This is a genomic window from Streptococcus sp. Marseille-Q8145 (assembly GCF_965112035.1).
Map to the genome: position 1 here is coordinate 507501 of NZ_CBCOPQ010000002.1, position 11375 is coordinate 518875.

The following is an 11375-nucleotide window of genomic DNA, read 5'->3' on the forward strand; positions in this document are numbered from 1 at the left end:
TCGCTTCTCACTATGAAGGCTTTTCGGATATGACCATTGATAGACAAGGAAACAGCCTCAATATTGAATTCGATAGTTCCCGCTACCAGTCGGCCGATATTATCAAGCAAACCCTGTCTGATTTTGAAATTCGCGATTTGAAGATGTTGGATACGGATATCGAGGATATTATCCGTCGCTTCTACCGAAAGGAGCTCTAAGATGGTCAAATTGTGGAGACGTTATAAACCCTTTATCAATGCAGGGGTTCAGGAGTTGATTACCTATCGAGTCAACTTTATTCTTTATCGGATTGGCGATGTCATGGGGGCCTTTGTTGCGTTTTATCTCTGGAAGGCAGTCTTTGATTCCTCGCAGGAGTCTTTGATTCAGGGTTTCAGTATGGCGGATATCACCCTCTACATCATCATGAGTTTTGTGACCAATCTTTTGACTAGGTCGGATTCTTCTTTTATGATTGGGGAGGAGGTCAAGGATGGTTCCATTATCATGCGTTTGCTGCGACCAGTGCATTTTGCAGCTTCTTACCTCTTTACGGAACTTGGATCCAAGTGGTTGATTTTTATCTCTGTTGGACTGCCATTTTTAAGTGTTATTGTCTTGATGAAAATCCTTTCTGGGCAAGGGATTGTAGAAGTGCTGGGACTAACTGTCATTTATCTTTTTAGCTTAACGCTAGCCTACCTGATCAATTTTTTCTTTAATATCTGCTTTGGGTTTTCAGCCTTTGTTTTTAAAAATCTATGGGGCTCTAATCTGCTCAAGAATTCTCTGATTGACTTTATGTCGGGGAGTTTGATTCCCTTGGCTTTCTTCCCTAAGATTGTTTCAGATATTCTGTCCTTCTTGCCTTTTTCATCCTTGATTTATACTCCAGTTATGATCATTGTTGGGAAATACGATGCCAGTCAGATTCTTCAAGCGCTTTTGCTACAGTTCTTCTGGCTCATAGTGATGGTGAGCTTGTCTCAGTTGATTTGGAAAAGAGTCCAGTCATTTATCACCATTCAAGGAGGTTAGTATGAAAAAATATCAACGTATGCATCTGATTTTTATCAGACAATACATCAAGCAAATCATGGAATACAAGGTGGATTTTGTGGTTGGTGTTTTAGGTGTTTTCCTGACCCAAGGCTTGAATCTCTTGTTTCTCAATGTCATCTTTCAACATATTCCTTCGCTAGAAGGCTGGACCTTTCAAGAGATTGCCTTTATCTATGGCTTTTCTCTGATTCCCAAGGGATTGGACCATCTCTTCTTTGACAATCTCTGGGCTTTAGGTCAACGACTAGTACGAAAAGGGGAATTTGACAAGTATCTGACTCGTCCTATCAACCCTCTCTTTCATATACTCGTTGAGACCTTTCAAATTGATGCCTTGGGCGAACTTTTGGTTGGTGGCATTTTACTAGCGACAACGGTGTCTAGCATTGCTTGGACTCTTCCCAAATTCCTGATTTTCCTAGTCTGTATTCCCTTTGCGACCTTGATTTATACTTCCCTGAAAATCGCGACTGCCAGTATCGCTTTTTGGACCAAGCAGTCAGGGGCTATGATTTACATTTTCTATATGTTCAATGATTTTGCTAAATATCCCATTTCCATTTACAATTCCATTCTTCGTTGGTTGATCAGTTTTATCGTGCCTTTCGCCTTTACGGCCTACTATCCAGCTAGCTATTTCTTGCAGGACAAGAATGGGCTCTTTAACATTGGTGGTTTGATTTTGATCTCCCTTGTTTTCTTTTTCATTTCCCTCAAACTTTGGGATAGGGGTTTGGACGCCTACGAAAGTGCAGGATCGTAAGAGTGAGTATAAATAAAGGGCGATATTCATTCAGAAAGTCTATGAATAAGGGATCAATTAGATACAGCATAAGGACAAGGTATTCTGCCTTGTCTTTTCTAATATATTTTAAGGTATCTATCTTTCAAATTTTTATTTTTGCAATGAATAAATGCTACTTATCTTGCTAAAATGGTAGAATAGATTTAAGATTTGGTAAGAAGGAGAGCCTAATGAAATTGAGATTGGAAAATAAAGAATCTGAACGTGTCCAAGAACTTGGAAATTTAATCCGAGCTTATAATCGCTCTAAACGGGAAGCTTCAGCAAGTGAGCCTCTCAATATCTTTGTCGAAGATGAGGACGGAAATTTAATGGGAGGTCTGGTAGCCGAAACGTTTGGCTATTGGCTGGAAATTGAATATTTATATGTGCATGAGGATTTACGAAGGCAAGGACTCGGCTCGGATATTTTGCAAAGGGCGGAAGAGGAAGCTCGTGCCAGGAAGTGTAAGTATTCATTTGTGGATACCTTTCATTTTCAAGCGCCAGATTTTTATAAAAAGCATGGCTATGAGGAAGTGTTTAGATTAAAAGAATATCCCTATACAGGTGAGCGATATTATTATACGAAAGAGTTATAATTTATCCAAGGATAGATAGCAGATTTCTACCTGACAAATGTAGCGATTTTTGGTATAATATCATGAGGTGATTTTATGGCAAATTTGAATAGATATAAGTTTACATTTGGAAACAAAACCTTAACTTTAACAACAGAACACGATAATCTTTTTATGGAAGAAGTGGAGCGGGTTGCCAAGGAAAAATATAAGGCCATTAAAGAGCAGATGCCTGCGGCAGATGATGAAGTCTTGGCCATTTTGTTGGCGATTAATAGTTTATCTACCCAGCTCAGTCGCGAGATCGAGTTTGATGATAAGGAAAAAGAATTGGAAAGTCTTCGTCACAAAATGCTTAGCGAATTAAGAGAAAAGTCAGCTAATACAGGGGAAAGATAGTGTTTGCGATTATTATTTTACTAATATTAGCTTGGAGCTTTTATATTGGCTACTCGCGTGGGATTGTTCTGCAGGGTTATTATGCTGCTATGACGATTGTATCCATGCTTGTGGCTGGAGCTCTATATCAGGGCTTGGCTAAGTCTATCAGCTTGTGGGTGCCCTATGCTAGCGCTGTTAAAGGCAGTTCGACTTATTTCTTTGCAAATTCCCAACTTTTCCATTTGGATAAGGTTTTTTATGCGGGGCTGGCTTACCTACTTGTTTTCAGTCTTGTTTATATAGTAGGCCGCTTTTTTGGGATTTTTGTAAATTTAATTCCCTATCCGAATAAGTGGGATACCAAAGTTTTCAATATGGTTAGTGGGGTTATTGCGGTCTTCATCTCACTCTTTGTCATCGAGATGGGACTGACTATTTTAGCTACTGTGCCCATGTCCTTTATCCAAGAACGCTTAAATTCGAGTTTTCTGATTCGGTTTATTATCAATCACACGCCTGTAACTTCATCCATTTTACATGACCTTTGGGTCACAAAAATTATCGGATAATTAAGACTCAGTTGCCCTGTAGCTGAGTTTCTTTTTCAGTTTAAATCATATAGAAATAGAATGAACATGATGAATCATAAAATTTTAGAAACTTTGGAATTTGATAAAATTAAGGAGCTTTTTTCTCCCTATCTGCTGACTGAGCTGGGAGAGTTGGAGTTGAAGCAGCTCCAGCCAAACAGCAAAAAAGAATCAATTGCTGCTGCTTTTTTGGAGATGTCCGATATGCGGCAGATTTTTGTGCAGCATCCGCACTTTAGTTTGGGAGCCATTCAGGATATTAGGGGCTTGACCAAGCGCCTAGAGCTGGATAGCGACTTGAATATCGAGGAGTTTTTAGCTCTCAAGCGGGTCTTGGCTGTGACACATGAGTTGGTATCTTTCTACGAGGACTTGGAAAATGTCCAATTGGAGCGTTTGGATCGTCTTTTTAACAATCTAGTAGAGTTTCCTAGTATTCAGGGAAGCCTGCAAGCTATCAATGATGGGGGCTTTCTCGAAAGTTTTGCTAGTGAAGAGTTGAGTCGTATTCGCCGGAGAATCCAAGAAAATGAAGTTCAGGTTCGAGATATTCTGCAAGAAATTCTCAAAACCAAGGGTGATATGTTGGCAGACCAAGTGGTGGCCAGCCGGAACGGCCGCAATGTACTACCTGTGAAAAATACCTACCGTAACCGTATTGCGGGTGTCGTTCACGATATTTCAGCCAGCGGGAGTACGGTTTACATTGAGCCGCGGGCGGTGGTCAATCTCAATGAAGAGATTGCTAGCAGTCGGGCGGACGAGCGCTATGAAATTCAGAGGATTTTGCAGGCTATGTCGGATATGATACGGCCACATGCGGCTGAAATTGCCAATAATGCTTGGATTATCGGGCATCTGGATCTGGTGCGTGCCAAGGTCCGCTTCATGCAGGAGACGGGAGCGGTGGTGCCAGACCTGTCGGAAGAGCAGGATATCCAACTGCTCAGTGTCCGCCATCCCTTGATTGAAAATGCGGTGGCTAATGACCTGCATTTTGGGCCTGATTTGACAGAGATTGTCATTACCGGGCCTAATACGGGTGGTAAGACCATCATGCTGAAGACCTTGGGGCTGGCTCAGATCATGGCCCAGTCAGGTCTGCCGATTCTGGCGGATAAGGGCAGTCGCGTCGGGATTTTCAGTCAGATTTTTGCAGACATTGGTGATGAGCAGTCCATTGAGCAGAGCCTGTCGACTTTCTCCAGTCACATGACTAATATCGTCTCTATTTTAGAGCAGGTTGATAGCGAGAGTCTGGTTCTGCTGGATGAGCTAGGAGCTGGAACTGACCCGCAAGAAGGAGCAGCTCTGGCCATTGCTATCTTGGAAGATTTGAGGCTACGACAGATTAAAACCATGGCGACGACCCACTATCCTGAGCTCAAAGCCTATGGGATTGAGACGGACTGGGTGGAAAATGCCAGCATGGAATTTGATACAGATAGTTTGCGGCCGACCTATCGCTTTATGCAGGGAGTACCTGGCCGCTCCAATGCCTTTGAAATTGCTCGGCGTTTGGGCTTGTCGGAAGTTATCGTTGGCCATGCCCAAGAGCAGACAAATACGGATAGTGATGTCAATCGGATCATTGAGCGACTAGAGGAGCAGACGCTGGAAAGTCGCAAGCGCTTGGATAATATCCGCGAAGTAGAGCAGGAAAATCTCAAATTTAACCGAGCCCTCAAAAAACTTTACAATGAGTTTAACCGAGAAAAGGAAACCGAGCTCAATAAGGCACGCTTGGAAGCTCAGGAAATCGTGGATATGGCCTTGTCAGAGAGTGAGAGCATTCTCAAAAATCTCCATGCTAAGTCCAGTCTTAAACCGCATGAGATTATTGAAGCCAAGGCTCAGCTTAAAAAGTTGGCGCCAGCAACCGTTGATTTATCAAAGAATAAGGTGCTCAAGCAGGCCAAGAAAAATCGGGCGCCCAAGGTGGGAGATGATATCCTGGTGACCAGCTATGGTCAGCGGGGAACCTTGGTCAAGCAGCTCAAGGACGGACGCTGGGAAGCTCAGGTCGGTCTTATCAAGATGACACTAGAAGAGCAGGAGTTCAACTTACTCAAGGCTGAAAAGGAGCAGCAACCTAAGCGCAAGCAGGTCAATGTGGTCAAGCGAACCAATACCAAAGGTCCAAGAGCCAGATTGGATCTGCGTGGCAAACGCTATGAAGAGGCCATGGAGGAGCTCGATGCCTTTATCGATCAGGCCCTTCTCAATAACATGGCTCAGGTGGATATTATCCACGGTATCGGAACGGGTGTCATCCGTGAAGGGGTGACAAAATACCTCCGCCGCAACAAGCAGGTCAAGTCCTTCGGCTATGCACCGCAAAATGCCGGCGGCAGTGGCGCGACGATTGTAATCTTTAAGTAGGGAAGCATCGGGTACTCCGTAGCAAATATTTTCTTTTCCTCTGGGTTTGGTGTACAATATTATCAAAAGTAAGCTATTCAAAGGAGAAGATTTATGGTAGCAGCAGTTACAGATGCAACATTCGCTGAAGAGACAAAAGACGGACTGGTTCTGATTGATTTTTGGGCAACTTGGTGTGGCCCATGCCGCATGCAGGCGCCTATCTTGGAGCAGTTGGCGGAGGAAGTTCATGAAGACGAACTGAAAATCCTTAAAATGGATGTGGATGAAAATCCAAATACTGCCCGTGAATTTGGTATTATGTCCATTCCGACCCTTCTATTCAAGAAAGACGGTCAAGTCGTTAAGCAAGTAGCTGGTGTTCATACGAAGGAGCAACTGCAGGCGATTTTGGCAGAATTAAGTTAAGAAAGAAGCCTTAGGCTTCGATTTAGATTGAAGACAAAGTTCTTAGAACACCAGTTTCTAAGAGCTTTTCTTTGTGTAAAGTTACATAAAAAATATAAGAAGAGTTGCGAGGTGTTTTCCATGTTTCACAAAGAAAAACAAGACTATAATCGTCTCTAATATAGTTTTTATATAATAGACGAATTGCCCCAAAAGATTACTTCCTTTGACAAGTAGAATCAAGGATTGATTTGGCTATATATATGACTTGGTTGAAGATACCTGTAGCTCGGTTATAATGGGTCGTAAACCAAAGAAAATCTGAGAGGAAATGAGACATAACTAAAAGCTCTTCAAGCAGAAAATGAATGCCTAAGAACGGAGGATGCTGTTCTAAAAATGTTTATAAAATTTCAATTGAAGGAGGAAAAGAGAGAAGAAAAACGGAAATTATCCAAGGATTGCTAATTGAGTTTTCTTTTGATTTTCTTCTAAAGATTGTCGAAATTGCTCGCTCACCGAACTTGGAATAAGTAAAAACTATGTTGGAGGAAGCATTTACAGAGAAATACTAGGGAAATACCAATCTTTACAGAGACCAAGTCTGATAACATCAACACGCTTCTTATCATCAATTTTTGGAGAGTGAGGGGATTCAGCCATCCATGTCACGCAAGGGAAATAGCCCTGACAACGGTATGAAGGAGTCCTTCTTGGGAATTCTTAAGTCTGAGATATTTTATGGTTATGAGAAGACGTTTCAGTCACTTAATCAATTGAAACAAGCTATTGTGAACTACATTGATTATCACAATAACAAACGAGTTAAAGTCAAATTGAAAGGACTCAGCCCTGTGCAATGCAGAACTAAGTCCTTTACTTAAATTATTGTCTAACCTTTTGTTGTTATGAGAAAGTTTTCTATTGCCAGATATCCTGTATTTGTGAAATTTGAGCTTGGGCTTGTTTCTCAAAAATCTTGTATTTGTAAGTCAAGTCCTGAGCCATTTCCTTGATATTGTCTCGCTGTTCTTGGATAATGGCAAGATTGTGCTGGATGTTAGCTAAATTATCTTGGATTTTATCTAGGATATCAGATGTTTCGACGACTTCTTGGCTAATTGTCTTCCGGTTTTTGACCAATCGGTAGCTGGTCCAGGCAGCACCTGTGAACAGCATAAGATTTGAAAATTTCATAGTTCCTCCTTAAGCTTGGGCAATTTTTTCAGCCAATTGAGCCAAGGCTGGAAAATCTGGTTCGTGGGCTTCAAAGCTGATTTGTAAGCCGTCTGTCTCATCGTAGCGAGGAGCTAGGTGGACATGGGTATGGAAGACGGTCTGGCCGGCAATCTCTTCGTTGTTATTAAGGATGTTCATGCCCTTGGCACCTGTTGCTTTCATGACCTTGCGGGCGATGTCTGGGACGCGAGCGAAGAGTTGACTAGCACTGCCTGCATCCATTTCCAAAAGATTTCTGAAATGCTGCTTGGGAACGACCAAAGTATGGCCTGGAGTGACCTGAGAAATGTCTAGAAAGGCTACTACCTGGTCATCTTCATAAACTTTAGAAGACGGGATTTCCCCTGCGATAATCTTACAAAAAATACAATCAGTCATAAATGATACCTCTATTCGCTAGATTTTTGTTATAATTTAAAATATAAGAACATTATACCAGAATTTGGAGAAAATATGTTAGAAATCAAAGGTCTTACAGGAGGCTATATTAACATTCCTGTTTTGAAAGATATTAACTTTGAAGTGGGCGATGGTCAGCTGGTTGGGCTGATTGGTCTCAATGGTGCTGGTAAATCCACCACCATCAATGAAATTATCGGTTTATTGACGCCTTACAAGGGAGAAATTCGGATTGATGGTTTGCAGCTGCGAGAAAATCCTAGTGCCTACCGTAAGAAGATTGGTTTTATCCCAGAGACACCGAGTCTTTATGAGGAACTGACCCTGCGTGAGCATATTGAAACGGTGGCCATGGCTTACGATATAGAGCAGGAAGTCGCTTTTGAGCGCGTGGAGCGCCTCTTAACTATCTTCCGACTCAAGGATAAGTTGGACTGGTTTCCAGTGCATTTCTCTAAGGGGATGAAGCAGAAGGTCATGATTATCTGTTCTTTCGTGGTAGATCCTAGTCTTTTTATCGTGGATGAGCCCTTTTTGGGGCTAGATCCGGTAGCTATTGCAGACCTTATCCAGCTCTTGGATGAGAAAAAGAAAAAAGGCAAGTCCATTCTCATGAGTACCCACGTTCTGGATTCAGCTGAGAAGATGTGCGATAGCTTTGTGATTTTGCATAAAGGGCAGGTGCGCGCTAAGGGCAATCTGGCTGAGTTGCGAGGACAATTTCAGATGCCGGAAGCTAGTCTCAATGACATCTATCTTGCCTTGACGGAAGAGGCGGCGGTATGAAAGAAGTATTTGCTAAGCGCAAGCAGGATTTCCGTCAGCGCTGCCTGAAGTATTTGCGCTATGTTCTCAATGATCACTTTGTCCTGTTTTTATTGATTTTTCTCGGATTTCTGGCGGTTCAGTACAATCAATTGCTGCGGAATTTCCCTAGTCAGTCTTGGCCGATAGTAGTAGGATTAGTCTTGTTTTCCGTGCTCATTCTTCCTTTTGGCAGTATTGCAACCTATCTAGAGAAGCCAGACATGCTCTTCTTGCTGGTGCAGGAGCAGGTAGTCATTGAGTTTGTCAAGGGACAAATCCAGCGTTCTTATATCCTCTTTGGTCTGCTGCAAACCTTGTTGCTGCTTTTGTTAGCGCCCCTGTTTTTGGCTCTAGGTTTACCAATCTGGGGCTTTGGGCTGTACTGTCTCTTTATGCTCTTGCTAAAATGGCTGGTCTTTCAACTCAAGGGGCGTCGCTTTTTCTTGGTTGACCGCCTCGATTGGCAGTTTGCAATTGCAGCTGAGGAAGGGCGCAAGCAGAAAGTTCTTCGTTTCTTCGCCCTCTTTACAAATGTAAAAGGCATTTCCAATAGTGTCAAAAGAAGAGCTTACTTGGACGGGCTGACGAGGCTTTTGCCTAAGATCCATGTCAAGGCTTGGCAAAATATGTTTCTGCGCTCTTATCTTCGCAATGGTGATCTATTCCCTCTGACCTTGCGTCTCCTGTTTTTAGCCCTGCTGACAATTGCTTTTGTTAGTCAGCCTTGGATTGCTGCAGGTTTTGTCGTCCTCTTCAACTATCTGTTGCTCTTTCAGTTGCTAGCCTTGTATGAAGCCTTTGATTATCAGTATCTAACCCAGCTTTTCCCGCTGGATAGCAGGTCTAAAATTAAGGGAGCAAGACAGGTTATTACAGGGATTGGATACAGTGTCTTACTGTTTGAGACGCTAGTAGCAGCGCTTTGTTTTCAAGATAAAATAGCTGTGCTAGCATTGCTTGGGGTGACGACCTTCTTGTATCTTGTCTATTTGCCATATAAGCTGAAAAGATTGGTTGACTAAAAGAATGAAAATTAGTAAAATAGTAAGGAAACTTTTTAAGGAGGGGAATCATGGTCTTGGTTGATAACGAGCTAGCCCTGACACCAATAGCTGGTAAGAGCGGAAAGGCCTATATGGGAACTTATCCAGACGGGGGGCGAGTTTTCGTCAAGATGAATACGACCCCGATTCTGGCAGGCTTAGCCAGAGAACAAATTGCTCCGCAACTTCTGTGGAGCCGACGCTTGCCGGATGGCAATGTTATGAGTGGCCAAGAATGGCTTTCAGGTGTCATTTTAACGCCAAATGACATGTCGAAAAAGCAAGTAATCAATATTTTAACGCGTTTGCATCGGTCGCGGCCTCTGATGACTCAGTTGGCTAAATTGGGTTATATTTTGGAAACGCCGATCGATCTAATCAATAGCTGGCTCAATCAAGCGCCGGTCGTTTTGAGGAACAATCAGTATCTGCAGTCTATTATCCGTGATTTGCGGCAAACGGTGCCTGCTTTTCGTGAGGACTACGCGACGATTGTCCACGGGGATGTGCGCCATAGCAACTGGTTCCAGACGGACAGTGGCTTGATTTATTTGGTGGATTGGGATTCGGTTCGCTTGACGGATAGAATGTTAGATGTTGCTCATATATTGAGTCACTATATCCCAGATACCAATTGGCAGGAGTGGTTGACCTACTACGGTTATAAGTACAATGACAAGGTTATCAAAAAACTGTATTGGTTTGGTCAATACTCTTATCTGATGCAGATTGCTAAATATTACGAAAACAATGATTTAGAAAATGTGAACCGGGAGATTTACGCCCTACGCAACTTCCGTTCTAAGTATGGAAAGATAAGATGAGAGTAAGAAATCGTAAGGGAGCAACAGAGTTATTAGAGGCTAACCCCCACTATGTAGTTCTAAATCCAGTTGATGCCAAGGGAAAGTGGCGAGAAATTTTTGGAAACGACCATCCGATCCATGTTGAAGTTGGAAGCGGTAAAGGAGCTTTCATCACAGGGATGGCCAAGGCTAATCCAGACATCAATTACATCGGGATTGACATTCAGAAGTCTGTCCTCAGTTACGCCTTGGATAAGGTTTTGGAAGTTGGTGTACCCAATATCAAGCTACTTTGGGTGGATGGTTCGGAATTGACCAACTATTTTGCAGACGGAGAAATTGACCGACTTTACTTGAATTTCTCTGATCCATGGCCTAAGAAACGGCATGAAAAACGTCGCTTGACCTATAAGTCCTTCTTGGATACTTTCAAGCAAATTTTGCCAGAAAAAGGTGAAATCCACTTTAAGACGGACAATCGTGGCTTGTTCGAATACAGCCTGGTCAGCTTTTCGCAGTATGGCATGGTTCTCAAAGGTGTTTGGCTGGATCTTCATGCCAGTGACTTTGAAGGCAATGTCCTAACTGAATATGAACAAAAATTCTCTAGCAAGGGTCAGGTTATTTACCGAGTCGAAGCAGAATTTCAATAAAAATAAAGAGAGACCTAAATAGATTTTCTATCTCAAATGTCGGATTTTATGACTGACTTTTGTTGGATAGAGCCCTGCAGGGGCTCTTTTATTTTGTTTTGATCATCAAATTATCAAGATCATTTTTTGTTGTTCTCATCCTCTTGAAACGGCGTGGTTAAAGCCTTTTATCATCCCTGCAATATGTTATTACACTTTTGTTACAGAAAAAAATTAGACAGCAAAATCCTTGATATAATAGGAAAAAAACGGTATAATTATTGGTATGGTTTAATGTCT

15 protein-coding genes and 1 pseudogene (1 of these 16 only partly in view) are annotated in these 11375 nt (G+C 42.3%); 14 read left to right on the plus strand and 2 right to left on the minus strand.

Features of this window, described 5'->3' with window-relative positions; all coding sequences use genetic code 11:
* From ACWPVL_RS05990 to ACWPVL_RS06035, 10 genes and pseudogenes are all read left to right on the plus strand, one after another.
* Window positions 1-200, plus strand: partial view of an ABC transporter ATP-binding protein gene (locus ACWPVL_RS05990; protein WP_454387553.1) — the 3' portion only. It extends 793 nt beyond the left edge of the window; the window shows 200 of its 993 coding nt (coding positions 794-993); the start codon falls outside the window, past its left edge; the stop codon is at window positions 198-200.
* Between the two features lies 1 nt (window position 201).
* The gene (locus ACWPVL_RS05995; RefSeq protein WP_454387555.1) at window positions 202-1020 is read left to right on the plus strand and encodes an ABC transporter permease; all 819 of its coding nucleotides are present in this window, start codon (window positions 202-204) and stop codon (window positions 1018-1020) included.
* A 1-nt stretch (window position 1021) separates the two neighbouring features.
* Window positions 1022-1807: an ABC transporter permease gene (locus ACWPVL_RS06000; protein ID WP_454387557.1), complete on the plus strand. Its 786-nt coding sequence runs from the start codon at window positions 1022-1024 to the stop codon at window positions 1805-1807.
* A 212-nt stretch (window positions 1808-2019) separates the two neighbouring features.
* Entirely contained in the window at window positions 2020-2430 is a 411-nt protein-coding gene (locus ACWPVL_RS06005) for a GNAT family N-acetyltransferase (protein ID WP_454387559.1), read from the plus strand.
* A gap of 75 nt (window positions 2431-2505) precedes the next feature.
* The gene (gene zapA, locus ACWPVL_RS06010) at window positions 2506-2808 is read left to right on the plus strand and encodes a cell division protein ZapA (RefSeq protein WP_125372347.1); all 303 of its coding nucleotides are present in this window, start codon (window positions 2506-2508) and stop codon (window positions 2806-2808) included.
* Window positions 2808-3359 (plus strand): CvpA family protein, encoded by a 552-nt coding sequence (locus ACWPVL_RS06015; protein WP_454387561.1) that lies wholly within the window; start codon window positions 2808-2810, stop codon window positions 3357-3359. The genes zapA and ACWPVL_RS06015 overlap by 1 nt, the downstream gene beginning before the upstream one ends.
* Before the next feature lie 69 nt (window positions 3360-3428).
* Window positions 3429-5762 (plus strand): endonuclease MutS2, encoded by a 2334-nt coding sequence (locus tag ACWPVL_RS06020; protein WP_454387687.1) that lies wholly within the window; start codon window positions 3429-3431, stop codon window positions 5760-5762.
* Between the two features lie 93 nt (window positions 5763-5855).
* Window positions 5856-6170: a thioredoxin gene (gene trxA / locus ACWPVL_RS06025; protein WP_454387563.1), complete on the plus strand. Its 315-nt coding sequence runs from the start codon at window positions 5856-5858 to the stop codon at window positions 6168-6170.
* 347 nt (window positions 6171-6517) lie between these two features.
* Window positions 6518-6682 (plus strand): hypothetical protein, encoded by a 165-nt coding sequence (locus tag ACWPVL_RS06030; protein ID WP_313963164.1) that lies wholly within the window; start codon window positions 6518-6520, stop codon window positions 6680-6682.
* A 78-nt stretch (window positions 6683-6760) separates the two neighbouring features.
* Window positions 6761-7033, plus strand: a pseudogene (locus ACWPVL_RS06035) (IS3 family transposase); the annotation flags it as partial.
* A gap of 37 nt (window positions 7034-7070) precedes the next feature.
* Here the strand turns inward: ACWPVL_RS06035 and ACWPVL_RS06040 are convergent.
* Both ACWPVL_RS06040 and ACWPVL_RS06045 read right to left on the minus strand, forming a co-directional pair.
* A complete protein-coding gene (locus ACWPVL_RS06040; RefSeq protein WP_454387566.1) occupies window positions 7071-7346 on the minus strand; it encodes a hypothetical protein in 276 nt (91 codons plus the stop codon).
* Between the two features lie 9 nt (window positions 7347-7355).
* Window positions 7356-7766, minus strand: a complete 411-nt coding sequence (locus ACWPVL_RS06045; protein WP_454387568.1) for an HIT family protein — start codon at window positions 7764-7766, stop codon at window positions 7356-7358.
* A gap of 75 nt (window positions 7767-7841) precedes the next feature.
* Here ACWPVL_RS06045 and ACWPVL_RS06050 point away from each other — a divergent pair, with 75 nt between their 5' ends.
* The 4 genes from ACWPVL_RS06050 to trmB are packed head-to-tail and all read left to right on the plus strand — an operon-like array spanning window position 7842 to window position 11096.
* A complete protein-coding gene (locus ACWPVL_RS06050; RefSeq protein WP_454387570.1) occupies window positions 7842-8573 on the plus strand; it encodes an ABC transporter ATP-binding protein in 732 nt (243 codons plus the stop codon).
* Window positions 8570-9616, plus strand: a complete 1047-nt coding sequence (locus tag ACWPVL_RS06055) for an ABC transporter permease (RefSeq protein ID WP_454387572.1) — start codon at window positions 8570-8572, stop codon at window positions 9614-9616. The genes ACWPVL_RS06050 and ACWPVL_RS06055 overlap by 4 nt, the downstream gene beginning before the upstream one ends.
* Before the next feature lie 50 nt (window positions 9617-9666).
* Window positions 9667-10461: a cell cycle regulator CcrZ gene (gene ccrZ / locus ACWPVL_RS06060; RefSeq protein WP_454387574.1), complete on the plus strand. Its 795-nt coding sequence runs from the start codon at window positions 9667-9669 to the stop codon at window positions 10459-10461.
* Window positions 10458-11096 carry a tRNA (guanosine(46)-N7)-methyltransferase TrmB gene (gene trmB, locus ACWPVL_RS06065; RefSeq protein ID WP_005591080.1) on the plus strand — a complete coding sequence of 213 codons (639 nt, stop codon included), beginning with the start codon at window positions 10458-10460 and terminating at the stop codon, window positions 11094-11096. Before ccrZ ends, trmB begins: the two co-directional genes overlap by 4 nt.
* The last annotated feature ends 279 nt before the right edge of the window (window positions 11097-11375 follow it).